32 protein-coding genes are annotated in these 26,974 nt (G+C 62.4%); 20 read left to right on the top strand and 12 right to left on the bottom strand.

Going from position 1 to position 26,974, the window contains the following annotated elements; all coding sequences use genetic code 11:
- Window positions 1-134: 134 nt before the first annotated feature.
- The 5 genes from IB234_RS19895 to IB234_RS19875 are packed head-to-tail and all read left to right on the top strand — an operon-like array spanning window position 135 to window position 3,918.
- On the top strand, window positions 135-527 hold the full coding sequence (locus IB234_RS19895; protein ID WP_192321216.1) for a FagA protein: 393 nt from the start codon (window positions 135-137) through the stop codon (window positions 525-527).
- Window positions 520-1,896, top strand: coding sequence for a class II fumarate hydratase (locus IB234_RS19890; protein ID WP_192321214.1), 1,377 nt, complete (start codon window positions 520-522; stop codon window positions 1,894-1,896). Before IB234_RS19895 ends, IB234_RS19890 begins: the two co-directional genes overlap by 8 nt.
- A gap of 37 nt (window positions 1,897-1,933) precedes the next feature.
- On the top strand, window positions 1,934-2,386 hold the full coding sequence (locus tag IB234_RS19885; protein WP_225580715.1) for a hypothetical protein: 453 nt from the start codon (window positions 1,934-1,936) through the stop codon (window positions 2,384-2,386).
- 10 nt (window positions 2,387-2,396) lie between these two features.
- A complete protein-coding gene (locus IB234_RS19880) occupies window positions 2,397-3,014 on the top strand; it encodes a superoxide dismutase (RefSeq protein WP_192321212.1) in 618 nt (205 codons plus the stop codon).
- Between the two features lie 16 nt (window positions 3,015-3,030).
- Window positions 3,031-3,918 (top strand): ZIP family metal transporter, encoded by an 888-nt coding sequence (locus IB234_RS19875; RefSeq protein ID WP_192321541.1) that lies wholly within the window; start codon window positions 3,031-3,033, stop codon window positions 3,916-3,918.
- A gap of 4 nt (window positions 3,919-3,922) precedes the next feature.
- Here the strand turns inward: IB234_RS19875 and IB234_RS19870 are convergent, their stop codons facing one another.
- The 10 genes from IB234_RS19870 to IB234_RS19825 form a co-directional block, all read right to left on the bottom strand.
- Window positions 3,923-4,195, bottom strand: a complete 273-nt coding sequence (locus tag IB234_RS19870; protein ID WP_192321210.1) for an HPr family phosphocarrier protein — start codon at window positions 4,193-4,195, stop codon at window positions 3,923-3,925.
- Between the two features lie 8 nt (window positions 4,196-4,203).
- The gene (rapZ, locus tag IB234_RS19865; RefSeq protein ID WP_192321208.1) at window positions 4,204-5,061 is read right to left on the bottom strand and encodes an RNase adapter RapZ; all 858 of its coding nucleotides are present in this window, start codon (window positions 5,059-5,061) and stop codon (window positions 4,204-4,206) included.
- Window positions 5,062-5,074: 13 nt separating this feature from the next.
- Entirely contained in the window at window positions 5,075-5,539 is a 465-nt protein-coding gene (ptsN, locus tag IB234_RS19860) for a PTS IIA-like nitrogen regulatory protein PtsN (RefSeq protein WP_192321206.1), read from the bottom strand.
- A gap of 13 nt (window positions 5,540-5,552) precedes the next feature.
- On the bottom strand, window positions 5,553-5,861 hold the full coding sequence (hpf, locus tag IB234_RS19855; protein ID WP_021701305.1) for a ribosome hibernation-promoting factor, HPF/YfiA family: 309 nt from the start codon (window positions 5,859-5,861) through the stop codon (window positions 5,553-5,555).
- A 156-nt stretch (window positions 5,862-6,017) separates the two neighbouring features.
- Window positions 6,018-7,520 carry an RNA polymerase factor sigma-54 gene (locus tag IB234_RS19850; RefSeq protein WP_192321204.1) on the bottom strand — a complete coding sequence of 501 codons (1,503 nt, stop codon included), beginning with the start codon at window positions 7,518-7,520 and terminating at the stop codon, window positions 6,018-6,020.
- 142 nt (window positions 7,521-7,662) lie between these two features.
- Complete coding sequence (gene lptB / locus IB234_RS19845) at window positions 7,663-8,388, bottom strand: LPS export ABC transporter ATP-binding protein (RefSeq protein ID WP_192321202.1); 726 nt, start codon at window positions 8,386-8,388, stop codon at window positions 7,663-7,665.
- Window positions 8,388-8,933: a lipopolysaccharide transport periplasmic protein LptA gene (lptA, locus tag IB234_RS19840; RefSeq protein ID WP_192321200.1), complete on the bottom strand. Its 546-nt coding sequence runs from the start codon at window positions 8,931-8,933 to the stop codon at window positions 8,388-8,390. The genes lptB and lptA overlap by 1 nt, the downstream gene beginning before the upstream one ends.
- Entirely contained in the window at window positions 8,920-9,489 is a 570-nt protein-coding gene (lptC, locus tag IB234_RS19835; RefSeq protein WP_192321197.1) for an LPS export ABC transporter periplasmic protein LptC, read from the bottom strand. The genes lptA and lptC overlap by 14 nt, the downstream gene beginning before the upstream one ends.
- A gap of 8 nt (window positions 9,490-9,497) precedes the next feature.
- Complete coding sequence (locus IB234_RS19830; RefSeq protein WP_192321195.1) at window positions 9,498-10,022, bottom strand: KdsC family phosphatase; 525 nt, start codon at window positions 10,020-10,022, stop codon at window positions 9,498-9,500.
- Complete coding sequence (locus IB234_RS19825) at window positions 10,023-10,997, bottom strand: KpsF/GutQ family sugar-phosphate isomerase (RefSeq protein WP_192321192.1); 975 nt, start codon at window positions 10,995-10,997, stop codon at window positions 10,023-10,025.
- A gap of 242 nt (window positions 10,998-11,239) precedes the next feature.
- On the opposite strand from IB234_RS19825, the gene IB234_RS19820 reads away from it, so the two are divergent.
- The 10 genes from IB234_RS19820 (at window position 11,240) to hisC (ending at window position 19,133) form a co-directional block, all read left to right on the top strand.
- Window positions 11,240-12,049 carry an ABC transporter ATP-binding protein gene (locus IB234_RS19820; RefSeq protein ID WP_192321190.1) on the top strand — a complete coding sequence of 270 codons (810 nt, stop codon included), beginning with the start codon at window positions 11,240-11,242 and terminating at the stop codon, window positions 12,047-12,049.
- Complete coding sequence (gene mlaE / locus IB234_RS19815) at window positions 12,049-12,846, top strand: lipid asymmetry maintenance ABC transporter permease subunit MlaE (protein ID WP_192321188.1); 798 nt, start codon at window positions 12,049-12,051, stop codon at window positions 12,844-12,846. Before IB234_RS19820 ends, mlaE begins: the two co-directional genes overlap by 1 nt.
- The gene (mlaD, locus tag IB234_RS19810) at window positions 12,846-13,313 is read left to right on the top strand and encodes an outer membrane lipid asymmetry maintenance protein MlaD (RefSeq protein WP_192321186.1); all 468 of its coding nucleotides are present in this window, start codon (window positions 12,846-12,848) and stop codon (window positions 13,311-13,313) included. The genes mlaE and mlaD overlap by 1 nt, the downstream gene beginning before the upstream one ends.
- 2 nt (window positions 13,314-13,315) lie before the next feature.
- Entirely contained in the window at window positions 13,316-13,960 is a 645-nt protein-coding gene (locus IB234_RS19805; protein WP_192321539.1) for a phospholipid-binding protein MlaC, read from the top strand.
- Window positions 13,957-14,265 (top strand): lipid asymmetry maintenance protein MlaB, encoded by a 309-nt coding sequence (locus IB234_RS19800; RefSeq protein WP_192321182.1) that lies wholly within the window; start codon window positions 13,957-13,959, stop codon window positions 14,263-14,265. Before IB234_RS19805 ends, IB234_RS19800 begins: the two co-directional genes overlap by 4 nt.
- A 117-nt stretch (window positions 14,266-14,382) precedes the next feature.
- On the top strand, window positions 14,383-14,622 hold the full coding sequence (locus tag IB234_RS19795; protein ID WP_192321180.1) for a BolA family protein: 240 nt from the start codon (window positions 14,383-14,385) through the stop codon (window positions 14,620-14,622).
- A 28-nt stretch (window positions 14,623-14,650) separates the two neighbouring features.
- A complete protein-coding gene (murA, locus tag IB234_RS19790; RefSeq protein ID WP_137974936.1) occupies window positions 14,651-15,916 on the top strand; it encodes a UDP-N-acetylglucosamine 1-carboxyvinyltransferase in 1,266 nt (421 codons plus the stop codon).
- A 12-nt stretch (window positions 15,917-15,928) separates the two neighbouring features.
- Window positions 15,929-16,564, top strand: a complete 636-nt coding sequence (hisG, locus tag IB234_RS19785; protein WP_192321178.1) for an ATP phosphoribosyltransferase — start codon at window positions 15,929-15,931, stop codon at window positions 16,562-16,564.
- 123 nt (window positions 16,565-16,687) lie between these two features.
- Window positions 16,688-17,998 (top strand): histidinol dehydrogenase, encoded by a 1,311-nt coding sequence (gene hisD, locus IB234_RS19780; protein WP_192321176.1) that lies wholly within the window; start codon window positions 16,688-16,690, stop codon window positions 17,996-17,998.
- 79 nt (window positions 17,999-18,077) lie between these two features.
- The gene (gene hisC / locus IB234_RS19775) at window positions 18,078-19,133 is read left to right on the top strand and encodes a histidinol-phosphate transaminase (RefSeq protein WP_192321174.1); all 1,056 of its coding nucleotides are present in this window, start codon (window positions 18,078-18,080) and stop codon (window positions 19,131-19,133) included.
- A 45-nt stretch (window positions 19,134-19,178) separates the two neighbouring features.
- On the opposite strand, the gene algW is transcribed toward hisC, so the two are convergent.
- Entirely contained in the window at window positions 19,179-20,339 is a 1,161-nt protein-coding gene (gene algW, locus IB234_RS19770; protein ID WP_192321172.1) for a Do family serine endopeptidase AlgW, read from the bottom strand.
- A gap of 114 nt (window positions 20,340-20,453) precedes the next feature.
- Between algW and IB234_RS19765 the strand changes: the two genes are divergently transcribed.
- From IB234_RS19765 to cysN, 3 genes are all read left to right on the top strand, one after another.
- The gene (locus IB234_RS19765; RefSeq protein ID WP_192321170.1) at window positions 20,454-21,212 is read left to right on the top strand and encodes a Nif3-like dinuclear metal center hexameric protein; all 759 of its coding nucleotides are present in this window, start codon (window positions 20,454-20,456) and stop codon (window positions 21,210-21,212) included.
- Window positions 21,213-21,333: 121 nt separating this feature from the next.
- A complete protein-coding gene (gene cysD, locus IB234_RS19760; RefSeq protein WP_043309127.1) occupies window positions 21,334-22,251 on the top strand; it encodes a sulfate adenylyltransferase subunit CysD in 918 nt (305 codons plus the stop codon).
- A 2-nt stretch (window positions 22,252-22,253) separates the two neighbouring features.
- The gene (gene cysN / locus IB234_RS19755) at window positions 22,254-24,146 is read left to right on the top strand and encodes a sulfate adenylyltransferase subunit CysN (RefSeq protein ID WP_192321168.1); all 1,893 of its coding nucleotides are present in this window, start codon (window positions 22,254-22,256) and stop codon (window positions 24,144-24,146) included.
- Between the two features lie 190 nt (window positions 24,147-24,336).
- On the opposite strand, the gene IB234_RS19750 is transcribed toward cysN, so the two are convergent.
- Window positions 24,337-24,771 carry a YhcB family protein gene (locus tag IB234_RS19750; RefSeq protein ID WP_192321165.1) on the bottom strand — a complete coding sequence of 145 codons (435 nt, stop codon included), beginning with the start codon at window positions 24,769-24,771 and terminating at the stop codon, window positions 24,337-24,339.
- A gap of 132 nt (window positions 24,772-24,903) precedes the next feature.
- Between IB234_RS19750 and IB234_RS19745 the strand changes: the two genes are divergently transcribed.
- A complete protein-coding gene (locus tag IB234_RS19745; protein WP_192321537.1) occupies window positions 24,904-25,536 on the top strand; it encodes an alpha/beta hydrolase in 633 nt (210 codons plus the stop codon).
- A gap of 18 nt (window positions 25,537-25,554) precedes the next feature.
- A complete protein-coding gene (locus IB234_RS19740; protein ID WP_192321163.1) occupies window positions 25,555-26,901 on the top strand; it encodes a tryptophan--tRNA ligase in 1,347 nt (448 codons plus the stop codon).
- Window positions 26,902-26,974 lie beyond the last annotated feature (73 nt).

The raw sequence follows: 26,974 nt of genomic DNA, 5'->3' as shown, positions 1-26,974 counted from the left end.
CAGCCAGGCCCGGCGCTCTGCCCTAGGACGCCGGGCTTTTTCATGCCCGTCGAAAGGTTAGTCCCTACTCTTTGTGTATTGATTATTCTTCTCAATCGAGAATAAATATCATTATTCGGTCAGAGTGGACGCCCATGTCCTTTCCATTTTTCACCCCCTGTCTCGATTGCTGGCACTGGCAAGGTTTCCGCATTCGCTGCGCGCTGCTACCAGACGAGCCGCGCCTGCTCGACCAGCACGAGTTCCACGGCCATCAACTGGCCGCCCAGGGGCGGATAGAGCCCTGGCAGCTATCTGTACTGACCCTGGAGTTGCTGCTGGACACGGCCAGCGATGTGGCGCTGCCCTGGCACTGGCGCAACCTCTGCCTCGACCGCGCCTGGCGACCACTCCATGGCCTGCAGTATCTCGCCCACGACCTCGAACAGCAGCGCACGCACATCCGCCTGCGCAACCGGCTAGCGACCCTGAACCTGTCGCCATCTCTCTCATTCAACGAGCCATTAGAAGGACATCCCTATGAATGACACCCGCATCGAACGCGACAGCATGGGCGAGCTGGAAGTGCCGGCGACGGCGCTGTATGGCGCGCAGACTCAGCGTGCGGTGAACAACTTCCCGGTGTCCGGGCAACGTATGCCGGCAGCCTTCATCCGTGCGCTGATCCTGGCCAAGGCTGCCGCGGCGCGGGCCAACGTCGAGCTGGAACAACTTTCGCCAGCCCAGGGCGATGCCATCGTCGCGGCCTGCCAGCAGCTGCTTGAGGGCGACTTCATGGCGCACTTCCCGGTCGACGTTTTTCAGACCGGTTCCGGCACCAGTTCCAACATGAACGCCAACGAGGTGATCGCCACCCTGGCCAGCCGCATCCTCGGCGACAAGGTCGGCGCCAACGACCACGTCAACTGCGGGCAGAGCAGCAATGACATCATTCCCACCACCATCCACGTCAGCGCCGCCATCGAGCTGAACGAGCGTCTGCTTCCGGCGCTGGGCCATCTGCTGACTGTGCTCTGCGACAAGTCGCTGGAAGTGCAGCCCTTCGTGAAGACCGGGCGTACCCACCTGATGGACGCCATGCCGGTGCGCATGAGCCAGGTGCTGGATGGCTGGGGCCAACAGATCCAGGCCAATATCCAGCACCTGCGCGCCCTGCAGCCGAGCTTGCAGGCGCTGGCGCAGGGCGGCACCGCCGTGGGTACGGGTGTCAATGCCCACCCGCGCTTCGCCGAGCATTTCTGCCGCGAGCTGAGTGCGCTGAGCGGAGTGACCTTCAGCACCGGCACCAACTTCTTCGCGCTGATTGGTTCGCAGGACACCGCTGTAGCCATCTCCGGTCAACTGAAGACCGTGGCGGTGTCGCTGATGAAGATTTCCAATGACCTGCGCTGGATGAACTCGGGTCCGCTCGCCGGTCTCGCCGAGATCGAGCTGGAAGCGTTGCAGCCGGGCTCCTCGATCATGCCGGGCAAGGTCAACCCGGTGATCCCGGAGGCGGCGGCGATGGTCGCTGCTCAGGTGATCGGCAACGACGCTGCTATCGCCATCGCTGGGCAGTCCGGCAACTTCGAGCTGAACGTGATGCTGCCGCTGGTGGCCGACAACCTGCTGCATAGCATCCAGCTGCTGAGCAATGTCAGCCATTTGTTGGCTGATCGCGCCATCGCCACTTTCAAAGTCAATCAGCCGAAGCTCAAGGAGGCGTTGGATCGCAACCCGATCCTGGTCACTGCGCTCAATCCGATCATCGGTTACCTCAAGGCCGCCGATATTGCCAAGCAGGCTTACCGCGAGGGGCGACCGATCATCGAGGTTGCTCTGGAGAACACCGATCTGTCGCGGCAGCAGCTGGAACAACTGCTCAATCCGGAGAAGCTCACCGAAGGCGGCCTTTAAGGTCGCCACCATCCGCCGTGTGCGAGGAGGTCAGGCAATGGAGCACTGGAAAAGAACCATTGAGGCAGGCAATCGCTGTTACGTCGAGGGCGACTGGGTACAGGCGCGCGAACTCTACCTGCAGGCGCTGGCCGAGGCTCAGGTGCTGTTCGGACGCTGGGCCGACCACGACATGGCGGTCGCCGCCTTCGTCATCTCCCATCACAACCTGGCAGACCTGCACCTGATGCTCGGCCAGCCGGAGGAGGCTGCCGAAAACCTTTGCGCCAGCCATGAGCGCCTGCTGCAGGCCCTGGCTGATGCGTCATTGGTTGAGGAGTTGCGCACCGCTGCGATGCACCACAGCCGGCGCACCTATCTGGAGCTCCTGCAGTTCATTGCCGAGCACGGCGCTTTTCCGCGTACTGATCGGCTACTCGGAGCGCCACAACGTCATGCCGGGCAACGACGCTCTGCGGGTGCAGCCGATCCCGGCCGCCATTATCACTAAGGAGAACCACATGCCTCATAGCCTGCCAGCGTTGCCCTATGCCTACGATGCTCTGGAGCCGCACATTGATGCGCAAACCATGGAAATCCATCACAGCAAGCACCACCAGACCTACATCAACAACCTGAACGCCGCGCTCGAAGGGTCGTCCTATGTCGAGTGGCCGGTGGAACAGCTACTGGCGCGCCTGGCCGAGCTGCCGCAGGCGCTGCACGCCGCAGTGATAAACCAAGGCGGTGGGCATGCTAACCACACCCTGTTCTGGACGGTAATGGCACCCTCCGGTGGCGGTGAGCCGAGAGGCGAGCTGGCTGGGGCGATCGAGGCGCAGTTAGGTGGTTTTGCGGCGTTCAAGGAGGCCTTCACCAAGGCTGCGCTGAGCCGCTTCGGCAGTGGTTGGGCATGGCTCAGCGTTACCCCGGACAAACATCTGGTGGTGGAAAGCAGTGCCAACCAAGACAGCCCTCTGATGCACGGCAATACGCCGATCCTCGGGCTGGATGTGTGGGAGCACGCCTACTACCTGCGCTATCAGAACCGCCGACCGGAATACATCGGCGCCTTCTACAACGTGGTCGATTGGCATGAGGTGGCGCGCCGCTACCGCGATGCCCTGTCGGCCGGATGAGCGGAGCGTGAACGGCATGTTGCAGAGCTCTTCTTCGACCGGAGGTCGGACCTTGCGCTATCTGATCGGCTTCTCGCTGGTGCTGCTCGGCTGCAGCCTGCTGCTGCAGGCCAGTACGGTGGCCGAGCAGGTGATCGAGCCGCAGATCTGGCGAGCGCTGCAAGGTGGCTTGCTGTGCGCCTTGGGCACGGCGCTGGGAGCATTGCCGGTGCTGTTCATGCGCAGCATCTCGACCCGATTCGCCGATACCCTGCTGGGTTTCGGCGGCGGTGTGATGCTGGCCGCTACTGTATTCTCCTTGCTGATCCCTGCGTTGGGCGCGGCCGAAAGCCTAGGCTTCTCCAAGTGGGGTGCCGGGTTTCTCGCCAGCCTCGGTCTGCTGATCGGTGCCGGTGCGCTGTTCGGCCTGGGACGTTGCCTGCCTGAAGTGCAGATGCGTGCGGCCAATGGGGAGCTGCAGGTATTGGCGCCGAATATCCTGCTGTTCGTGGTGGCTATCGTTCTACACAACATCCCGGAAGGCATGGCAGTCGGTGTGTCTGCTGGTGCCGGGCTGGACGGGGCGGACTCCCTGGCCATGGGTATCGCCCTGCAGGATCTGCCCGAGGGGCTGATCATCGCCTTGGTGCTGGTCGGCGGAGGGATGGGGCGGGGTAAGGCACTGTTGATAGGCGCGGCGTCTGGCCTTGTCGAGCCGCTGTTCGCGGTGCTCTGTGCCTGGCTGGTGGGCGTTTCTGCGTTGTTGCTGCCGTGGGGGCTGGCGCTGGCGGCTGGTGCCATGCTGTTCGCCGTGGTTCACGAGATCATTCCCGAGTCTCACCGCAAGGGATACGCCACGGAGGCCAGCATGGGGCTGGCAGCAGGCTTCTGCCTGATGATGGTGCTGGATACTGCGCTGGGCTGAAGCGCTATTCGCCCTCGTCGAACTTGTTGTCGATCAGGGCGACGAGGGCATCCAGAGCTTCTTCGTCTCGCTCACCTTCACTGGACAGGAGCAGGATGGTGCCCTTGCCGGCTGCCAACATCATCACTGACATTATGCTCTTGCCATCCACCTGGCTTTCCGCGGTCCGGCCGACTCGAATCTGGCAGGGGAAGGCACTGGCCACGCCGACGAATTTGGCAGCGGCGCGGGCATGCAGGCCGAGCTTGTTGACGATGGTGATCTCGCGAGAGGGCATTGCGGTCCTTAGCCAAGGTCGCGGTGGCGAACCTGGACATTCTTCAATACGGGTTTCAGGGCTTCGCCCAGGCGATTGGCCAGGTACACCGAGCGGTGGTGGCCGCCGGTGCAGCCGATAGCGATAGTCACGTAGGAGCGATTGCTGGCGGCGAAGCGCGGTAGCCACTTGTTCAGGTAGGCGTAAATGTCCTGATACATCTCCTCTACATCCGCTTGCGCAGCCAGGTATTCGGCTACTGGCGCTTCAAGCCCGGACATGTCTCGCAGGTCCGGTTTCCAGTACGGGTTGGGCAGGCAGCGCACGTCGAACACAAGGTCGGCGTCCACCGGCATGCCCCGCTTGAAGCCGAACGATTCGACCAAGAAGGCGGTACCCGGTTCCGGCTGGTTGAGCAGGCGCAGCTTGATGATGTCGCGCAGCTGGTAGAGGTTCAGGTGAGTGGTGTCGATCTTCAGGTCGGCGAGATCGATGATGGGCGCGAGCAACTGCGCCTCGTCACGAATGGCCTCGGCCAGGGCGCGATCTTCATTGGTCAGTGGGTGGCGTCGGCGGGTCTCCGAGAAGCGCTTGAGCAGCGTCTCTTCATCGGCGTCGAGGTAAAGCACATCGCAGCGGATATGGCGTGCACGGACCTCATCGAGCAGCTCTGGAAAACGCTTGAGCTGGCTCGGCAGGTTGCGTGCATCCACGGAAACGGCAACCTGGGGGTGCAGCAGCTCTGTCTGCAGCAGGGCTCGCTCGGCCAGGTCTGGCAGCAGGCCCGCAGGAAGGTTGTCGATGCAATAGAAACCGTTGTCTTCCAGCACATCGAGGGCGGTGCTCTTGCCCGAGCCGGAACGTCCGCTGACGATGATCAGACGCATGCCGCCCCCATGCTCAATGGCCGTTCTGTACGTCGACCACAACCTGGTACAGGCTCTCGTTGCTCTGCGCCTGGCGCAGACGCTCACGGACTTCGCTGCGGTCGAGCATGCTGGCAATCTGGCGCAGCAGCTCCAGGTGTTCGTCGGTCGCGGCTTCCGGGACCAGCAGCACGAACAGCAGGTCTACCGGAGCACCGTCGATGGCGTCGAAATCCACTGCCGCATCCAGATGCAGAACTGCGCTGATCGGTGCGTTACATCCAGCCAGGCGGCAATGGGGAATGGCGATGCCGTTGCCGAAGCCGGTGGAGCCGAGCTTCTCGCGGGCGATCAGGTTTTCGAAGATGTCCTGGGCGTCCAGATCGGTGAGATCGCGGGCGACCAGATTGGCAATCTGTTCGAGTACACGTTTCTTGCTGCCTCCCGGCACGCTCACCAGGGAACGTGCGGGAGTCAGAATGGTTTCGAGTCGGATCATCTGAGAGGGGCTATCAGCGAGCGGTGGCGCCTTGCAGGCGACCCAGCTGCTTTTCCTTGTGCTTGATCAGTTGGCGGTCGAGTTTGTCGGTCAGCAGGTCAATGGCGGCGTACATGTCTTCGTGTTCGGCGTTGGCCACGATTTCGCCGCCGGCAATGTGCAGGGTAGCTTCGATCTTCTGCTTCAGCTTCTCGACCTCCATGATGACCTGCACGTTGGTGATCTTGTCGAAATGGCGTTCCAGCCGGCTCAACTTCTCGCCGACGTAGTCACGCAGGGCGTCGGTCACATCCAGTTGATGTCCACTGATGTTGACTTGCATAACGCATCTCCTTGTTGCCTTGTGTAAGAGACAGGCTGTCGTACCTGCCGCCGAAACACGCTGGCTTGGAGGTTGCTGCACTGCGGGCCGTGGCTTCCCCATGGCAGGGTATCCGGCGCTCGATCGGTGTGCAGAAAACCTTCCGCTCAGGGCCGCTTACATCAGTCGCTTGCGTTCACTGGACGGCGCGATGCCGAGCGATTCGCGGTACTTGGCGACGGTGCGGCGGGCTACCTGAATGCCCTGTGCCTCCAGTAAACCAGCGATCTTGCTGTCGCTCAACGGCTTTTTCGCGTTTTCCGCCGCCACCAGTTTTTTGATGATGGCGCGGATTGCGGTGGACGAGCATTCGCCGCCTTCCGACGTGCTGACGTGGCTGGAGAAGAAGTACTTCAGCTCGTAGATGCCACGTGGGGTATGCATGAACTTCTGCGTGGTGACACGCGAGATGGTCGACTCATGCATACCCACCGCCTCGGCGATGTCATGCAGGACCAGGGGCTTCATGGCCTCGTCACCGTAGTCGAGGAAACCGCGCTGGTGCTCGACGATCTGCGTCGCCACCTTCATCAGGGTCTCGTTGCGGCTCTGCAGGCTCTTGATGAACCAGCGTGCCTCCTGCAGCTGGTTGCGCATGAAGGTGTTGTCGGCACTGGAGTCGGCGCGGCGGACGAAGCCGGCGTACTGCGGGTTGACGCGTAGGCGCGGTACCGCCTCCTGGTTCAGCTCCACCAGCCACCGCTCGTTGTGCTTGCGCACGATCACGTCGGGCACCACGTACTCTGGTTCGCTGGCCTCGATCTGCGAGCCTGGGCGCGGGTTGAGGCTCTGGATCAGCTCGATTACCTGGCGCAGCTCATCTTCCTTGAGCTTCATACGGCGCATCAGCTGGCTGTAGTCTCGACCGCCGAGTAGGTCGAGATACTCGCCGGCGAGTTTCTGGGCTTCGCCCAGCCACGGGGTGCTGGGTGGCATCTGGCGCAACTGCAGAAGCAGGCATTCGCGCAGATCCCGCGCTCCGATTCCAGCGGGTTCGAAATGCTGGATACGACGCAGTACAGCCTCGACCTCGTCGGCCTCGATCTCCAATTCCGGGTCGAAGGATTCGACGATCTCATCGATCGTTTCTTCCAGGTAACCCTGATTGTTGATGCAGTCGATGATGGTGACGCCGATCAGTTTGTCGGTATCGGACATGGGTACCAGGTTGAGCTGCCACAGTAGGTGGCTCTGCAAGCTCTCGCCAGCAGAAGTGCGCGTGGTGAAGTCCCACTCGTCATCATCGTTGCTTGGCAGGCTGCTGGCACTTGTCTGGTAGACGTCTTCCCAGGCGGTGTCGACGGGCAGTTCGCTAGGAATGCGGTCGTGCCACTCGCCGTCTTCCGCACTCTCGTTGTTGTTTACCGCAACGGTGCTGTCCTGGAAGTTGGAGCTGTCCTGCTGGGGTGGGCCGGCCTGTTCGGCGGCATCGGCCATGGGATCGGAATTGTCGAAGTCTTCGCCTTCCTCCTGGCGCTCCAGCATGGGATTGGACTCCAGCGCTTCCTGGATTTCCTGCTGAAGATCCAGGGTTGAGAGCTGGAGGAGGCGAATGGCTTGTTGCAGCTGCGGTGTCATCGTCAGCTGCTGGCCCATTTTGAGGACTAGCGACGGTTTCATGGTGTGGGGCTGGATACCTTGTTCACTTGCCGGCGCGTGGCGCCATCCACTGCAGGGCGGCGAGCCGCCCTAGGAAGCAAATTATATGCCTGACCTTGAATGATTCTAGCCCTTTGCGCAAGCCCTTGGGTGGGGCTCGGGTTCAGAGGCGGAATTCGTGTCCGAGATAGACTTCTTTGACCAGTTGGTTGGCCAGGATGGCCTCGGCATCGCCCTCGGCGATCAGCTGCCCGTCATTGACGATGTAGGCGGTCTCGCAGATGTCCAGGGTCTCCCGTACGTTGTGATCGGTGATCAGTACGCCGATGCCCTTGGCCTTGAGGTGGTGGATGATCTGCTTGATGTCGCCGACCGATATCGGGTCCACGCCGGCGAAAGGTTCGTCGAGCAGGATGAACTTCGGCTCGGTGGCCAGGGCGCGGGCGATCTCCACGCGGCGACGTTCGCCGCCGGACAGGCTCATGCCGAGGCTATCGCGGATATGGTTGATGTGGAATTCCTGCAGCAGGGACTCCAGGGCGCCCTGCCGGCCGGCCCGGTCGAGGTCCTTGCGAGTCTCGAGAATGGCCATGATGTTGTCGGCGACGCTCAGCTTGCGGAAGATCGAGGCTTCCTGGGGCAGGTAGCCGATGCCGGAGCGCGCTCGACCATGCATGGGCTGGTGGCTGATGTCTTGGCTGTCGATCAGTACGCGGCCCTGATCGGCCTGGACCAGGCCGACGATCATGTAGAAGCAGGTGGTCTTGCCTGCGCCGTTGGGGCCGAGCAGGCCGACGATCTGGCCGCTGTCGATGGACAGGCTTACATCACGAACCACCTGACGACCCTTGTAGCTCTTGGCCAGGTGCTGAGCTTTGAGTGTTGCCATTACTGCGCCTGCCCCGGCTGGTCGCCTTTCTTGCGGGGCTGCAGGATCATGTCGATACGTGGTCGCGGCATCGATACGTTGCTACCTGTGGCTCGGCCGGCGTTGACGATCTGACGCTGGGTGTCGTAGACGATCTTCTCGCCTTCGAAGGTATTGCCCTGCTGGATCACCTTGGCCTGATCGATCAATACGATGCGCTCATTGGTCGCGAAATACTGGATGGTCTTGCCGTAGGCCTTGACGATGTCCTTATCCACGGATGGCTTCTGCTCGTAGTAGGCCGGATGGCCCACCGAGGTGAATACGTCGATCTCGCCGTTGGCATCCTGGGTGATGGTTACGGTGTCGCCGGTGATCTTCAGGGTGCCCTGAGTGATCACCACTCCACCGCGATAGACGGCCACACCTTGCTTGTCGTCCAGTTCAGCGCTGTCCGCCTGCACCCGGATCGGTTGGTCGCGGTCGCTGGGCAGGGCCCAGGCGCTGGCGCTTCCGAGCGCGGCGCCCAGGCTGAGCAGTAGGGGGAAGGTTTTAACGAACCTCATGCTGGCCTCTTACGTTGGACAGCAAGTCGATCTTGCCGTCGTTCATGTACGCTTTCATTCCCTGTGCCGTGGTCACCCCGTTGGCAGCCTCGATTCTAACGGCTTGCTGGGTCTGAGCATATTCTTCGTCGGGAAACACTGTAACTCGGCTGCTGGTGATTACCGTTGGCCGGTTCTTGGCATCGGTGCGCGCTATCCGCACGTTATCTATGAGTTCGACCTGCTTGCCGGCAGGGGCTACTTCACCCTTGTCGCTGCGCACGTGCCAAGGAAATTGAGTGCCCCGGTAGAGCTGCAGGTCTGGCTTGTCCAGAAGGGTCACATCTGTCGCCTTGATATGCTCGACCTTGGAGGACGTCATCTCGTAGCGCAGCTTGCCGTCTTCCTGGAATTGCCGTGTGCTCGCACCGACAACATAGAAATCGATGGTGTTCTCGGCCTCGGTCGCCGCTTTTTTATCAAGAAAACTCTCAGGCTGGATATTCCAGTAGCCGAGAGCGCCGATTAGGGCAATCGCCACCAGGGCCATGACGTAGTTGCGCAGCTTTCCGTTCATGGGAAGTCCTAGAGATAGGCCGCCTGGGCCGCTTCGAGCGTGCCTTGGCCGCGCATGATCAGTTCGCAGAACTCGCGTGCCGCGCCTTCGCCCCCGCGCGCGCTGGTCACGCCATGGGCGTGCTGGCGGACGAAGCCGTCGGCACTGGCTACGGCCATCCCGAGGCCGACGCGGCGAATCACCGGTAGGTCGGGTAGGTCGTCGCCCAGGTAGGCGACCTGCTCATAGCTCAGGCCCAGTTCGCCGAGCAGCTCGTCCAGCACGACGAGTTTATCCTCGCGTCCCTGGTACAGATGCTGAATGCCGAGGTTCTGCGCGCGGCGCTCGACTACTGGGGTCTTGCGTCCACTGATGATGGCAGTGCGTACCCCCGAGTTGATCAACATCTTGATGCCATGACCGTCCAGGGTGTTGAAGGTCTTGAACTCGCTGCCGTCGACTAGGAAGTACAGCTTGCCGTCGGTGAGCACGCCGTCGACGTCGAAGATGGCTAGTTTGATAGCTTTGGTGCGTTGCAGCAGATCGGTGGTCATTTACAGGACTCCGGCGCGCAGCAGATCGTGCATGTTGAGGGCGCCGACTGGCTTGTCCTCGCCATTCACCACCACCAGCGCATTGATCTTGTGATCCTCCATGATCTTCAGCGCCTCGGCCGCGAGCATCTCGGCGCGGGCGGTCTTGCCGTGAACGGTCATCACTTGGTCGATGCTCGCCTCGCGTACATCGACGCCCTTGTCCAGGGTGCGGCGCAGGTCGCCGTCGGTGAATATCCCAGCCAGCTTGCCATCGGCCTCGACGATCACGGTCATGCCCAGTCCCTTCCGGGTCATTTCAAGCAGCGCGTCGCGCAGTGAGGTGCCGCGCGCTACGAGGGGCAAGCGCTCGCCCGAGTGCATCACGTTCTCGACCTTGAGCAGAAGGCGGCGGCCGAGAGCTCCGCCTGGATGGGAGAAGGCGAAGTCTTCGGCGGTAAAGCCGCGGGCTTCCAGTAGGGCGATAGCCAGGGCATCTCCAATCACCAGAGAGACAGTGGTGGAGGAGGTCGGTGCCAGGTTCAGCGGGCAGGCCTCCTGGGCTACACGGGCGTCTAGGTTGACTTCGGCGGCCTTGGCCAGCGGCGATTCGGGGTTGCCGGTCATGCTGATCAAACGGATGCCGAGGCGCTTGATCAGGGGCAGCAGGGTGACGATCTCGGCGGTGGAGCCTGAGTTGGACAGAGCCAGTACTACGTCATCCTTGGTGATCATGCCCATGTCGCCGTGGCTGGCCTCGGCCGGATGTACGAAGAAGGATGGGGTGCCTGTGCTGGCCAGCGTCGCGGCGATCTTGTTGCCGATATGCCCAGACTTGCCCATGCCGACCACGACCACGCGCCCCGTGCAATTCAGGATCATTTCGCAGGCGCTAACAAAGTCTGCATCGATACGCTCGAGCAGGCTCTCCACCGCGTCTGCCTCGAGACGGATGGTGCGCTGTGCTGACTGGATCAGATCGCGGGTCTGGTTCATGTAGAGATCGTGTTACTCGGCTTAAAAGGCGAGGAGTATAACGGCAAAGGCGTTGTTGCTCACGTGGCTCAGTCGGCAGCGAGCGTATCTTGTGACCAATTGTTATGAAAAAGTTGCAGTACCTTGGGTGTGTAATGGTGCCGGTGATATATTCCGCGCCCTGTTTGGCCTAGCCGCGGCGAAGTGTCTCTGCCGTAGGAGCTTGCGTCTGTCCAGGGAGGGCCGCATCTCAAGGAGTTTGGATGAGCGCCGATAATGCCTATGCCGTCGAGTTGAAGGGGCTCACCTTCAAGCGCGGTGCGCGCAACATCTTTGATAACGTCGATATTCGTATTCCCCGTGGCAAGGTCACCGGCATCATGGGGCCTTCAGGCTGCGGCAAGACTACGTTGCTGCGCCTTATTGCTGCTCAGTTGAGGCCCGCTCGTGGCGAAGTCTGGGTCAACGGGCAGAACCTGCCTACGCTCTCGCGCGCCGACCTGTTCGACATGCGCAAGCAGTTCGGCGTTCTGTTTCAGAGTGGCGCTTTGTTTACCGACCTCGACGTGTTCGAGAACGTAGCTTTTCCCTTGCGCGTGCATACCCGCCTGCCGGACGAGATGATTCGGGACATTGTGCTGATGAAGCTGCAGGCCGTAGGCCTGCGCGGTGCGGTGGAGTTGATGCCGGACGAGCTGTCGGGTGGCATGAAACGGCGGGTGGCTTTGGCTCGGGCCATTGCGCTGGATCCGCAGATTCTCATGTATGACGAGCCGTTCGTCGGTCAGGATCCCATCGCCATGGGGGTTCTGGTACGCCTGATCCGGCTGCTCAACGATGCCCTTGGCATCACCAGCATCGTGGTTTCCCATGATCTGGCCGAGACCGCCAGCATTGCCGACTACCTCTGTGTGGTGGGCGATGGACAGGTACTGGGTCAGGGTACTCCTGCAGAGCTGATGAGTTCGGATAACCCGCGTATCCAGCAGTTCATGAAAGGAATTCCAGATGGTCCGGTTCCTTTCCACTACCCGGCCCCGAATTATCTCGACGATCTGCTGGGAGCTCGCTGATGCGTAGGAAGTCCCCTCTCGAACGCATCGCTTTGCTCGGTCGTGCCGGTATCGACGTGGTCCAGTCCATGGGGCGCTCTACCCTGTTCCTGATCAGTTCCCTGTTCGGTCAGGGTGGGTTGCGCAACGGCGGCCAGTTGTTGATTCGCCAACTTTACTCGGTAGGTGTGCTGTCGCTGCCGATTATCGTGGTGGCCGGTCTGTTCATCGGCATGGTGCTGGCTCTGCAGGGATACAACATCCTGACCAGCTATGGTTCCGAGCAGGCAGTGGGGCAGATGGTTGCGCTGACTCTGCTGCGTGAACTCGGTCCGGTGGTTACCGGCCTGCTGTTCGCAGGGCGAGCGGGTTCGGCGTTGACTGCCGAGATTGGCAACATGAAGTCGACCGAGCAGCTGTCCAGCCTGGAAATGATCGGTGTCGATCCCCTGAAGTACATCATCGCGCCACGCCTGTGGGCCGGCTTCATCTCCATGCCGCTGCTGGCCGCGATCTTCAGCGTGGTCGGCATCTGGGGTGGCGCCATGGTCGCTGTCGACTGGCTGGGTGTATATGAAGGCTCGTTCTGGTCGAACATGCAGAACAGCGTGCAATTCACCGAGGATGTGCTCAACGGCGTGATCAAGAGCATGGTGTTCGCCTTCGTCGTTACCTGGATCGCCGTGTTCCAGGGCTACGACTGCGAGCCAACCTCCGAGGGGATCAGTCGTGCCACGACCAAGACCGTGGTGTATGCGTCCCTCGCCGTACTCGGCCTCGACTTTATTCTGACCGCCCTGATGTTTGGAGATCTCTGATGCAAAGCCGCTCCCTGGAAATCGGCGTCGGCCTGTTCCTGCTGGCCGGATTGCTGGCCCTGCTGCTGCTCGCCCTGCGGGTCAGCGGCCTTTCGGCCGGTAATGCCGGCGATACCTACAAGCTTTATGCGAACTTCGACAACATCGCCGGTCTTACCACTAGGGCCAAGGTGACCATGGCGGGAGTGACCATTGGTAAGGTGACGGCCATCGATCTGGATCGCGACAGTTATACCGGTCGCGTGACCATGGAGATCGAGAAGCGTGTCGACAATCTGCCGATGGACTCGACGGCCTCCATTCTCACTGCGGGCCTGCTGGGCGAGAAATACATCGGGTTGAGCGTCGGTGGCGAGGAGGATCTGCTCAAGGATGGCAGCACCATCCATGACACCCAATCGTCGCTGGTGCTGGAGGACCTGATTGGCAAGTTCCTGATGAACTCGGTGAATAAGGAAAGCAAATGAGCATGTTCACTCTCCTGCGCCGCGGCCTGATAGTGCTGCTGGCTAGCCTGCCACTGGCGGCTGTTGCTGCCCCCGGAGCTTATGACGTGGTCAAGGGCACCACAGACGAGTTGCTGGCCGATCTGGAAGCCAATAAGGCGGCCTACAAGCAAAGTCCGGAGACTTTTTACGACTCCTTGGAGCGTATTCTTGGTCCGGTAGTCGACAGCGAAGGCATCTCGCGCAGCATCATGACCGTCAAGTACTCGCGCAAGGCCAGTGACGCGCAGATCAAGCGTTTCGAGGAAAACTTCAAGCGTGGTCTGATGCAGTTCTACGGCAATGCGCTGCTTGAGTACGACAATCAGAGCATCCGTGTGTTGCCAGCCAAGGCCGACGGCGCCGATCGTGCCAGCGTCGGCATGGAGGTCAAGGACGGTAAGGGTGCGGTGTATCCGGTCTCCTACACCATGGTGCAGATTGATGGGCAATGGAAGCTGCGTAACGTGATCATCAACGGTATCAACGTCGGCAAGCTATTCCGCGACCAGTTCGCCGACAGCATGCAGCGCAACGGCAATGATCTCGACAAGACTATCGATGGCTGGGGTGCGGTTGTGGCCAAGGCCAAGGAAAGTGCCGAAGGTCAGCAGGCGGGCGGTCAATGAGCGACGCCGTGATTCGTCAGGGTGCTGGTAGCGAGTTGTTGCTCGCTGGTGTTCTCGACTATCGCAGCGGTCCAGCCCTGCGTGAGCAGGGCCGTGAGCTGATTCAGGCGAGCTCGGCCCAGAAGTTGGTGCTCGATTGCTCGGCAGTAGAGAAGTCCAGCAGCGTAGGTTTGTCCCTAGTTCTGGCATTTATGCGCGATGCCAGGGCGGCCGGTAAGACTCTTGCTGTTCGCGGTCTGCCACAGGATATGCAGGGTATCGCTAGGGTTTCCGGGCTGCACGAGCTGCTCGCCCTATCTGCTTGAATGGCTGAGAAGCCCTCCGTCCTGCCGGGCTTCGCAGGAGGGGGGCTTTTTTGTATCATGGCCGGCCCGCGAGCCATGGCCCGCGCCTGATTCCTTTTGCGCCGATCGAGGTTGAGCATGCAGGCCGTAGAAGTTAAGAACCTCCTGGAGGCGAAGCTGCCCGACACCGTTGTCGAGGTGGAGGGTGAAGGCTGCAATTTCCAGCTGAACCTGATCAGCGACGAGCTGGCTGCACTCAGCCCGGTCAAGCGCCAGCAACAGATCTACGCCCACCTCAACGAGTGGATTGCCAGTGGCGCCATCCACGCCGTGACCATGAAATTCTTCAGCCAGGCCGCCTGGGCCGAGCGTTCCTGAGCCTGCGGGCAGCGAGATCGAGATCCGAATGGACAAACTGATTATTACCGGCGGTATCCGCCTCGATGGCGAAATCCGTATCTCCGGTGCGAAGAACTCCGCCCTGCCGATTCTCGCTGCCACCTTGCTGGCCGATACCCCGGTCACCGTGTGCAACCTGCCGCACCTGCACGACATCACCACCATGATCGAGCTGTTCGGCCGTATGGGCGTGCAGCCGATCATCGACGAGAAGCTCAGCGTCGAAGTCGACGCCAGCAGCATCAAGACCTTGGTCGCACCGTATGAACTGGTGAAGACCATGCGCGCCTCGATCCTCGTGCTCGGCCCGATGGTCGCCCGCTTCGGTGAAGCCGAGGTGGCGCTGCCTGGCGGTTGCGCCATCGGTTCGCGTCCGGTCGACTTGCATATCCGTGGCCTGGAAGCCATGGGCGCGAAGATCGACGTCGAGGGCGGCTACATCAAGGCCAAGGCGCCGGAAGGCGGCCTGCGTGGCGCGCACTTCTTCTTCGATATCGTCAGCGTGACCGGTACCGAGAACATCATGATGGCCGCGGCCCTGGCCAAGGGCCGTACCGTGCTGGAAAACGCCGCGCGTGAGCCGGAAGTAGTCGACCTGGCCAACTTCATCAACGCCATGGGCGGCAAGGTTAGTGGTGCCGGCACCGACACCATCGTCATCGATGGCGTCGAGCGCCTCGGTGGTGGTCGTTACAGCGTGATGCCCGACCGTATCGAAACCGGTACCTACCTGGTGGCCGCGGCCGCTACCGGTGGCCGGGTCAAGCTGAAAGACACCGATCCGACCATCCTTGAGGCCGTACTGGCCAAGTTGCAGGAAGCTGGCGCTGAGATCACCACCGGCAAGGACTGGATCGAGCTGGACATGAAGGGCAAGCGCCCGAAAGCCGTCAACGTGCGCACCGCGCCGTATCCGGCCTTCCCGACCGACATGCAGGCCCAGTTCATCTCCCTCAACGCCATCGCCGAGGGTACCGGCACCGTCATCGAGACGGTGTTCGAGAACCGCTTCATGCACGTCTACGAGATGAACCGCATGGGCGCGCAGATCCTGGTCGAAGGCAACACTGCCATCGTTACTGGCGTGCCGGCACTCAAGGGCGCACCGGTCATGGCTACCGACCTGCGTGCTTCCGCCAGTCTGGTGATCGCCGCACTGGTCGCTGAGGGCGAGACCCTGATCGACCGCATCTACCACATCGACCGTGGTTACGAGTGCATCGAGGAAAAACTGCAGTTGCTCGGCGCCAAGATCCGCCGCGTGCCGGGCTAGTAAGGGCATTTCATGCTGACCATCGCGCTGTCCAAGGGCCGCATTCTCGACGACACCCTGCCGCTGCTTGCTGCGGCAGGCATCGAGCCGACTGAGAATCCGGAAAAGAGCCGCAAGCTGATCATCCCGACCACTCAGGATGATGTGCAACTGCTGATTGTGCGCGCCACCGACGTGCCGACCTATGTCGAGCACGGCGCCGCCGACCTCGGCGTGGCCGGCAAGGACGTGCTGATGGAGTACGGCGGCCAGGGCCTGTACGAGCCGCTGGACCTGCAGATTGCCAAGTGCAAGCTGATGACCGCCGGCAAGGTCGGTGCGCCGGAGCCGAAAGGCCGTCTGCGCGTGGCCACCAAGTTCGTCAACGTGGCCAAGCGGTACTATGCCGAACAAGGCCGTCAGGTCGACGTGATCAAGCTGTACGGCTCCATGGAGCTGGCACCGCTGGTCGGCCTGGCCGACAAGATCATCGACGTGGTCGACACTGGCAACACCCTGCGTGCTAACGGTCTGGAGCCCCAGGAGCTGATCGCCCATGTCAGCTCGCGCCTGATCGTCAACAAGGCCTCGATGAAGATGCAGCATGGCCGCATCCAGGCGCTGATCGAGACCCTGCGCAACGCCGTCGAATCCCGACACCAACGCTGATACCTCCAGTGCGGCCCTGCGCCGCACGCGCCTATCCGTGTCATAGCCAGAATTCTCAGGTGCCCGCGCGGAGCGGCTGGTACTCTACGGGCGCCTGAGTAATAGCCAATCAAGAGGCCCGCTATGACCGCTCCTACCGCCATCCGCCGACTCAATGCCGCTGACCAGAACTTCGCACGACATCTGGATCATCTGCTGAGCTGGGAAAGTGTGTCGGACGATGCGGTCAACCAGCGCGTGCTGGACATCATCAAGGCCGTGCGCGAGCGTGGTGATGCCGCCCTGGTCGAGTTCACCGAGAAGTTCGATGGCCTGCAGGTCGCCGCCATGGCTGACCTGATCCTGCCGCGCGAGCGCCTGGAGCTGGCCCTGACTCGTATCAGCGCCGAGCAGCGCGCGGCGCTGGAGAAGGCTGCCGAGCGCGTGCGTATCTACCACGAGCGTCAGAGGCAGGATTCCTGGACCTACACCGAGGCCGACGGCACGGTGCTGGGTCAGAAGGTCACCCCGCTGGACCGCGCTGGCCTGTATGTGCCGGGCGGCAAGGCGTCGTATCCGTCCTCGGTACTGATGAACGCGATTCCCGCCAAGGTCGCCGGCGTGCCGGAAGTGGTCATGGTGGTGCCGACTCCGCGCGGCGAGATCAACGAGATCGTCCTCGCCGCCGCTGCCATCGCTGGTGTCGACCGCGTGTTCACCATCGGTGGCGCCCAGGCCGTAGCTGCGTTGGCCTACGGCACCGAGAGCGTGCCGCCGGTGGACAAGATAGTCGGGCCGGGCAACATCTATGTGGCCACTGCCAAGCGTCACGTGTTCGGCAAGGTCGGCATCGACATGATCGCCGGCCCGTCGGAGATTCTGGTGGTCTGCGACGGCCATACCGACCCGGACTGGATCGCCATGGACCTGTTTTCCCAGGCCGAGCACGACGAGGACGCCCAGGCCATCCTGGTTAGCCCGGATGCCGCCTTCCTCGACCGCGTGGCCGAGAGCATCGCCAAGCTGCTGCCGACCCTGGAGCGCGAGACCATCGCCCGTACTTCCATGGAAGGCCGCGGCGCGTTGATCCAGGTCGCCGACATGGCTCAGGCCATCGAGGTGGCCAACCGCATCGCGCCGGAGCACTTGGAACTGTCGGTAGAGAACCCCGAGCAGTACCTGCCGCAGATCCGCCATGCCGGCGCTATCTTCATGGGCCGCTACACCGCGGAAGCGTTGGGCGACTACTGCGCCGGGCCGAACCACGTGCTGCCGACCTCCGGTACTGCGCGCTTCTCCTCGCCGCTGGGTGTGTACGACTTCCAGAAGCGTTCGTCGATCATCCATTGCTCGGCCGAGGGCGCCTCCGAGCTGGGCAAGGTTGCGTCCGTGCTGGCTCGTGGCGAGTCGCTGACCGCGCATGCGCGCAGCGCCGAGTACCGTATCAAGCCCTGAGGGCTGTTTTGTCTGGTGGAAAACGCTTCGCGGTTTTCCACCCTACGCAAACTGAATGAATTCGAGGAGAGAAGGGCAGATGAGCAAATTCTGGAGCCCCTTCGTCAAGGACCTGGTGCCCTACGTGCCGGGTGAGCAGCCGAAACTGGCCAAGCTGGTCAAGCTCAACACCAACGAGAACCCCTACGGCCCGTCGCCCAAGGCTGTCGCGGCCATGCAGGCCGAGCTGGGCGACAACCTGCGCCTGTACCCGGACCCGAACAGCGACCGCCTGAAGCAGGCGGTCGCCGACTACTACGGCGTGAGCACCGCCCAGGTGTTCGTCGGCAATGGCTCAGACGAGGTGCTGGCCCACGCTTTCCATGGCCTGTTCCAGAACGGCAAGCCGCTGCTGTTCCCCGATGTGACCTACAGCTTCTACCCGGTCTATTGCGGCCTGTACGGCATTCCCTACGAGGCGCTGGCGCTGGACGAGCAGTTCCAGATCCGTACCGAGGACTATGCGCGGCCGAATGGCGGGATCATCTTCCCCAACCCCAACGCACCGACCGGCTGCCTGCTGCCGCTGGAAGCCGTCGAGCGCCTGCTGCAGGGCAGCCCGGACAGTGTGGTGGTGGTGGATGAGGCTTATATCGACTTCGGTGGCGAGACCGCGATCAAGCTGGTGGACAAGTATCCGAACCTGCTGGTGACCCAGACACTGTCCAAGTCGCGCTCGCTGGCCGGCCTGCGGGTCGGCATTGCGGTCGGCCATCCGGACCTGATCGAGGCGCTGGAGCGGATCAAGAACAGCTTCAACTCCTACCCGCTGGATCGTATGGCCATCGTCGGTGCGGCAGCGTCCTTCGAGGACGAGGCCTATTTCCGCGAGACCTGCCAGAAGGTCATCGACAGCCGCGAGCAGGTGGTTAGCGCGCTCTCCGGCCTGGGCTTCGAAGTACTGCCGTCGGCGGCCAACTTCATCTTCGCCCGTCATCCGCAGAAGGATGCCGGCGAACTGGCCGCGGCGCTGCGCGCGCACGGCGTGATCGTGCGGCACTTCAAGCAGCAGCGCATCGCCCAGTTCCTGCGCATCACCATCGGCAACCCCGAGCAGAACCAGGCGTTGCTGGATGCCCTGGGGCAAGAGCTCTAAGTAGAGGCCGTAACAAAAAGGCGCCCTGTGGGGCGCCTTTTTCATTTACGGTTGCTGAGGTTGCTGCACTTCGGCTGGGGGCCTCACACCGATCTCTGCGGTCAACTTCAGCGTCTCGCCGCCGCGCAACACTTCCAGGGCTATCTTTTCTCCCGGTTGGGTGCGCGCGACCTGGTTCATCGAGCGGCGGCCGTCGATCGCAGCCTCGTCGCCGATCTTGAGGATCAGGTCGCCTGGCTGCAGGCCGGCCTTCTGTGCCGGGCCGCCTCGATAGATGCCGGCCACCAGAATACCGGCGCGCCCCTGCAGGCCGAACGACTCGGCCAGTTCCGGCGTCAGCGCTTGCACTTCAATGCCCAGCCAGCCGCGGATCACCTGGCCCTGCTCGATGATTGCCTTCATAACGTCGCGTGCCAGCTTCACCGGAATGGCGAAGCCAATGCCTTGGGAGCCGCCGGACTTGGAGAAGATCGCGGTATTGATGCCGATCAGATTGCCATGAGCGTCCACCAGCGCGCCGCCTGAGTTGCCAGGGTTGATCGCCGCGTCGGTCTGGATGAAGTCTTCGTAGGTGTTCAGGCCTAGTTGGTTGCGACCGGTGGCACTGATGATGCCCATGGTCACGGTCTGGCCGACGCCGAAGGGGTTGCCGATGGCCAGGGTGACGTCGCCGATCTGGATCTGGTCGGAACGGCCGAGGGTGATGGCCGGCAGGTTCGTCAGGTCGATCTTGAGGACCGCAAGGTCGGTCTCCGGGTCACTGCCGATCAGTCGGGCCAGGGTTTCGCGGCCGTCCTTGAGCGCCACCACGATCTGGTCGGCGTCCGCCACCACGTGGTTGTTGGTCAGCAGGTAGCCTTCCGGGCTCATGATTACCGCCGAACCCAGGCTCGACTCCATGCGCCGCTGCTTGGGTAGGTTGTCGCCGAAGAAGCGGCGGAACACTGGGTCTTCCAGCAGTGGGTGGGTGGACGACTTGTTGACCATCTTGGTGGTGTACAGGTTGGCCACTGCTGGCGCCGCACGGCTCACCGCGTCGGCGTAGGACACCGGGCCTTCCTGGGCGATGCCGTAGCGCGGGGCTTGCTGCAGGCGCACTTCGTTACCAGGCAGGCCGACCCATTGCGGGTAGCGCTGGATCAGCAGCAGTGCCAGCAGCAGGCCGACCAGCAGGGGCCAGCCCAGGAAGCGCAGGGCCTTGAACATCTATATGGAATCCTGAGGGTTGCGAGGGTCCGAGTGGGCCCTTAAGGTGGCGGCATTATAGAGGTGCAGCCAGCAGGAAGGGCAGCGCCCGCAACAGATTGATGAGGAATATCCATGGCCATCGCCCTGACCACTCTGGTCGCGGAAGCCGACCGCTTTCTCGATTCCGCGCGCATCAGCGATTATTGTCCCAACGGCCTGCAGGTCGAAGGGCGGCCGCAGGTGCGCCGTATCGTCAGCGGGGTGACTGCCAGCCAGGCGCTGCTGGACGCTGCCGTAGAGGCTGAGGCCGATGTGGTGCTGGTGCACCACGGTTACTTCTGGAAGGGCGAGGATGCCTGCATCACCGGAATGAAGCGCCGCCGTCTGCAGACCCTGCTGGGTAACGACATCAGTTTGTTGGCCTACCATCTGCCTCTGGATGTGCATGCCGAGGTTGGCAACAACGTGCAGCTGGCTCGCCAGTTGGATATCACGGTGGAAGCCCCGCTCGACCCGAGCAGCCCGAAGGTAGTTGGTCTGCTTGGCTCGCTGGTCGAGCCAATGGGCGCGCGCGACTTCGCTCGTCGTGTGCAGGAGGTATTGGGGCGTGAACCTCTGCTGGTGGAAGGTGAGGGTATGGTGCGCCGTATTGGCTGGTGCAGCGGTGGCGGACAGGGGTACATAGACAACGCCGTCGCTGCCGGAGTCGATCTGTATCTGACAGGCGAAGCCTCGGAGCAGACTTTCCACAGCGCGCGGGAGAATGGCATCAGTTTCATTGCCGCCGGCCATCATGCCACCGAGCGCTACGGTGTGCAGGCATTGGGCGACTATCTGGCGCGCCGTTTCGCCATCGAACACCTGTTTATCGACTGCCCGAATCCGGTCTGAAAATCGGTCATATGCATAGATCGTTTCGATCTAACAGGCTTCCTGAATAGAAGAAGGCGCTGTGCTAGAGTGCGCCCTCGTCCACGGCCCGCCGGCCGTCCATCCCTGATTGTGATAAGCCATGCTCGACAAACTGACGCACCTGAAACAGCTCGAGGCGGAGAGTATCCACATCATTCGTGAAGTGGCCGCCGAGTTCGACAACCCGGTGATGCTGTATTCCATCGGTAAAGATTCCGCCGTGATGCTGCACCTGGCGCGCAAGGCGTTCTTCCCCGGCAAGCTGCCGTTCCCGGTCATGCACGTGGACACTCGCTGGAAATTCCAGGAGATGTACAGCTTCCGCGAGAAGATGGTCAAAGAGTACGGTCTGGACCTGATCACCCACACCAACCCCGATGGTGTGGCGCAGGACATGAACCCCTTCACCTACGGCAGTGCCAAGCACACCGACGTGATGAAGACCGAGGGCCTCAAGCAAGCGCTGGACAAGTACGGCTTCGACGCCGCCTTCGGTGGCGCGCGCCGCGACGAAGAAAAATCCCGCGCCAAAGAGCGCGTCTATTCCTTCCGCGACAGCAAGCACCGCTGGGACCCGAAGAACCAGCGTCCCGAGCTGTGGAACGTGTACAACGGCAACGTCAAGAAAGGCGAGTCGATTCGCGTCTTCCCGCTGTCCAACTGGACCGAGCTGGATATCTGGCAGTACATCTATCTGGAGCAGATCCCGATCGTGCCGCTGTACTTCGCCGAAGAGCGCGAAGTGATCGAGATGAACGGCGCGCTGATCATGATCGACGACGAGCGCATCCTCGAGCATCTCACCCCTGAGCAGAAAGCCAGCATCCACAAGAAGATGGTGCGCTTCCGTACTCTGGGCTGCTACCCGCTGACTGGCGCCGTGGAGTCCACTGCCAGCACCCTGCCGGAAATCATTCAAGAAATGCTGTTGGCCAAAACCTCTGAGCGCCAAGGCCGAGTTATCGACCATGACTCTTCCGGTTCGATGGAAGAGAAGAAACGTCAGGGGTACTTCTAATTATGTCGCACCAATCCGAACTGATCAGCGAAGACATCCTCGCCTATCTGGCCCAGCACGAGCGTAAAGAGCTGCTGCGTTTTCTCACCTGCGGCAACGTCGATGACGGCAAGAGCACGCTGATCGGCCGCCTGCTGCATGACTCCAAGATGATCTATGAAGACCATCTGGATGCCATCACCAAGGACTCGAAGAAAGTCGGCACCACCGGTGAGGACATCGACCTGGCGCTGCTGGTCGACGGTCTGCAGGCCGAGCGCGAGCAAGGCATCACCATCGACGTGGCCTACCGCTACTTCAGTACCACCAAGCGCAAGTTCATCATCGCCGACACCCCCGGCCATGAGCAGTACACCCGCAACATGGCCACCGGCGCGTCCAACTGCGACCTGGCCATCATCCTGATCGACGCCCGTTACGGCGTGCAGACCCAGACCAAGCGCCACAGCTTCATCGCGTCGCTGCTGGGCATCAAGCACATCGTCGTCGCCATCAACAAGATGGACCTCAAGGGCTTCGACGAGGGCGTGTTCGAGCAGATCAAGGCTGACTACCTGCAGTTCGCCGAGAAGATCAACCTGAAGACCAATTCGCTGCACTTCGTCCCCATGTCGGCGCTGAAGGGTGACAACGTGGTCAACAAGTCCGAGCGCTCGCCCTGGTACAGCGGCCAGTCGCTGATGGAAATCCTCGAGACCGTGGAAGTCTCCGGCGACCGTAATCTCGACGACATGCGCTTCCCGGTGCAGTACGTCAACCGCCCGAACCTGAACTTCCGTGGCTTCGCCGGCACCCTGGCCAGTGGCATCGTGCGCAAGGGCGATGAAGTCATCGCCCTGCCGTCGGGCAAGGGCAGCAAGGTCAAGTCCATCGTCACTTTCGAGGGTGAGCTGGAGCAGGCTGGTCCGGGCCAGGCGATCACCCTGACCCTGGAAGACGAGATCGACGTATCGCGTGGCGACATGCTGGTGCATGCCGACAACCGTCCGCAGGTCACCGACAGCTTCGAGGCCATGTTGGTGTGGATGTCCGAGGAGCCGATGCTGCCGGGCAAGAAATACGACATCAAGCGCGCCACCAGCTACGTGCCGGGCTCGATTCCGAGCATCGCCCACAAGGTCGATGTGAACACCCTGGAAGAGACCGCCACCAGCAGCCTGCAGCTGAACGAGATCGCCAAGGTCAAGATCGCTCTGGATGCGCCGATCGCCCTCGACGGCTACGGGCAGAACCGCACCACCGGTGCCTTCATCGTCATCGACCGCCTGACCAACGGCACCGTCGGCGCCGGCATGATCATCGCCGCGCCGCAGGCTGGCCATGGTCATCGCGACACTGTCGGGCATGTCGGCAGCGAGGAGCGTGCCGCACGCTTCGGCCAGCAGCCGGCCACCGTGCTGTTCAGCGGCCTGTCCGGCGCAGGCAAGAGCACCCTGGCCTACGCCGTCGAGCGCAAGCTGTTCGACATGGGCCGCGCCGTCTACGTGCTGGATGGCCAGAACCTGCGCCACGACCTGAACAAGGGGCTGCCGCAGGACCGCGCCGGGCGCACCGAGAACTGGCGTCGTGCCGCGCATGTGGCGCGCCAGTTCAACGAAGCCGGCCTGCTGACCCTGGCCGCATTCGTCGCTCCGGATGCCGAAGGCCGCGAACAGGCCAAGGCGCTGATCGGCAACGATCGCCTGGTCACCGTGTACGTTCAGGCTTCGCCGCAGGTCTGCGCTGAGCGTGATCCGCAGGGCCTGTATGCCGCCGCTGGCGACAACATCCCGGGCGAGTCCTTCCCGTACGACATCCCGCTGAATGCCGATCTGGTGATCGACACCCAGAGCGTGTCGGTGGAAGAGGGCGTCAAGCTGGTGCTGGACGTGCTGCGTAGCCGCGGCGCGATCTGATCTGCCGTCTTTGAGGAGCCCCGCCCGGTGCGGGGCTTTTTTATTTAGCTGACTGTATGCATTGCGCTGGGGGCGATGGGCCTTGGGTGCTGCCCTTGGGATGGAGAAGTCTTTGGCCGGCGCTAACCTGATCTCGCTTGCCCAATAAAAAGCCCCGCACTGAGCGGGGCTTCTTTCATGTGTCGCTAAATCAGCGTTTCAGGCCAAAGTTCTCGTCCAGCATGCCGGGGCTGTCCGGCTCTTTTGGGGCATAGTCCTTGGGGGCCTCGGTGCTTTTCGGGGGGGTGAGGCGCTCACGTGGTGCCTTGTTGTCATCGGCGTTGAGCGCGGCGAGCAGGCGCTGCCGGGTCTGCTCGTCGGCGGCCAGGCGGTTGGCACCGTGGGACAGGTGTTCCTGTACGTCCTGATAGCTCTGGGTGAGCTTCTTCACCAGGCTGGCGGTCGTGTTGAAGTGGGTCACTACCTCGCTCTGGTAGCTGTCGAAGCGTTGCTGCAGCTCGTCCAGCTGGCGCTGGGTGCGGCCAGGGGCGGCGTTGGGCAGAAGGCGCGCGGCCAAGAAGCCAACGGCGACGCCAACCAGCAGGGCGATGGCCGGCAACAGCCAGGGGGTGAGCGATTGTTCCACGAGTCCTTCCTCTGAAAGCGGCTTTGTTTTACGGTAGCGGCTCTCGCCGGCGCTGTATACCGCGACAAAGCCCTGTTGTGCGATGTGCCTAACCAAGACGTGTCGACCCTGCCCGGGGTCACGGAGTTCCTGCTGTTGATCCGCGAAACCCCTCTGCTGCTCGACGGCCCCTGCGGCCAGCTCGAAGCCCTGTTCTGTGAAGTGCCGGACGCCCAGGGCGTTGCCCTGATTTGCCATCCCAACCCGGTCCAGGGCGGCACCATGCTCAACAAGGTGGTCTCCACCTTGCAGCGCTCGGTGCGCGACATGGGCTACCACACCCTGCGCTTCAACTACCGCGGTGTCGGCGCCAGTGCCGGCAGCCATGACATGGGCTGCGGCGAGGTGGATGACGCCGAGGCGGTGGCGCACTGGTTGCGCCAGCAGTACCCCGAGGTGCCGCTGACCCTGCTCGGTTTCTCCTTCGGCGGTTTCGTTGCCGGCGCCCTGGCTGGGCGTCTGGAAGACCAGGGCGTCGCCATTCCCCGGCTGTTCATGGTCGCACCGGCCGTGCACCGCCTGCAGGCGCCCGAGCATCTGCCGCAAGGTGGCGAGCTGGTGGTGGTGCAGCCGGAGCAGGACGAGGTGGTTGAGCCTGAAGAGGTCTACGCCTGGTCGGCGGCTCTGCCGCGTGCTCATGAGCTGCTGAAGGTGGCAGAATGCGGCCACTTTTTTCACGGCAAGCTGCCCGAGCTGAAAGAGCTGGTCCAGCCCCGCCTCCAATAAGTTGAAGCGAATACCCAGATGAGCACCCGTATCCTTACCGGCATCACCACTACCGGCACTCCGCACTTGGGCAACTACGCCGGCGCGATTCGCCCGGCCATCGTCGCCAGCCGCGCCGCCGACGCCGATTCCTTCTATTTCCTTGCCGACTACCACGCTCTGATCAAGTGCGATGACCCGGCGCGGATCCAGCGCTCGCGCCTGGAGATTGCTGCCACCTGGCTGGCGCTGGGGCTGGATACCGACAAGGCGACCTTCTACCGCCAGTCCGACGTCCCCGAGATCCCCGAGCTGTGCTGGCTGCTCACCTGTGTCGCCGGCAAGGGTCTGCTCAACCGCGCCCACGCCTACAAGGCCTCGGTGGACAAGAACGTCGAGGCCGGTGAAGACCCGGATGCCGGGATCACCATGGGCTTGTTCAGCTACCCGGTGCTGATGGCGGCGGACATCCTGATGTTCAACGCGCACAAGGTGCCGGTCGGCCGCGACCAGATCCAGCACGTGGAGATGGCGCGCGACATCGGTCAGCGCTTCAACCACCTGTTCGGCGCCGGCAAGGAGCTGTTCACCCTGCCTGAGGCGGTGATCGAGGAAGAAGTGGCGACCTTGCCGGGCCTCGACGGCCGCAAGATGAGCAAGAGCTACGACAACACCATCCCGCTGTTCGGCACCGCCAAGCAGCTCAAGGACGCCGTCGCGCGCATCGTCACTGACTCCAAACTGCCGGGCGAGCCCAAGGATGCCGACGGTTCGCACCTGTTCACCCTGTACCAGGCGTTCGCCTCCCAGGCGCAGCAAGCCGAGTTCCGTGCCGAGCTGGAAGGTGGTCTGGCCTGGGGCGAGGCGAAGAATCGCCTGTATCAGCTGCTGGAGAATGAGCTGGGCGAAGCTCGCGAGCGCTACAACGCGCTGATCGCCCGCCCTGCCGACCTGGAAGACATCCTCCTGGCAGGTGCAGCCAAGGCACGCAAGATCGCCACACCGTTCCTCGGCGAGCTGCGCGAGGCGGTCGGCCTGCGCTCTTTCCGCGAGCAGGTCCAGGCCGCCGGTGGCGAGAAGAAGAAGGCGGCCAAGAGCGCGCGCTTCGTCAGCTTCCGCGACGAGGACAGCAGCTTCCGCTTCCGCCTGCTGGACGCCACCGGCGAGCAGCTGCTGCTGTCGAAATCCTTCGCCGATGGCAAGGCTGCCGGCCAGGCCAGCAAGCGCCTGCAGTCCGGCGAGGCGCTGGATGTGCGTGCTGCAGGACAGGCTTTCTCCCTCTGGCTGGATGGCGAATTGGTCGGCGAGAGCCCGGTCTTCGCCGATGCCGCCGCGCTGGATGTCGCCATCGCCCGCCTGCGCGAGGCTCTTGCCCCGCAGGAGTAAGCGCACGGCGTGATTGCCAAGCAACGGGGCCGTCGCTAAAGTGACCGCCCCGTTTTTGTTACCGAAGTTCCCA

The organism is Pseudomonas sp. PDM16, assembly GCF_014851865.1.
GTDB lineage: Bacteria > Pseudomonadota > Gammaproteobacteria > Pseudomonadales > Pseudomonadaceae > Aquipseudomonas.
This window is presented reverse-complemented; position numbering and strand designations above follow the sequence as displayed.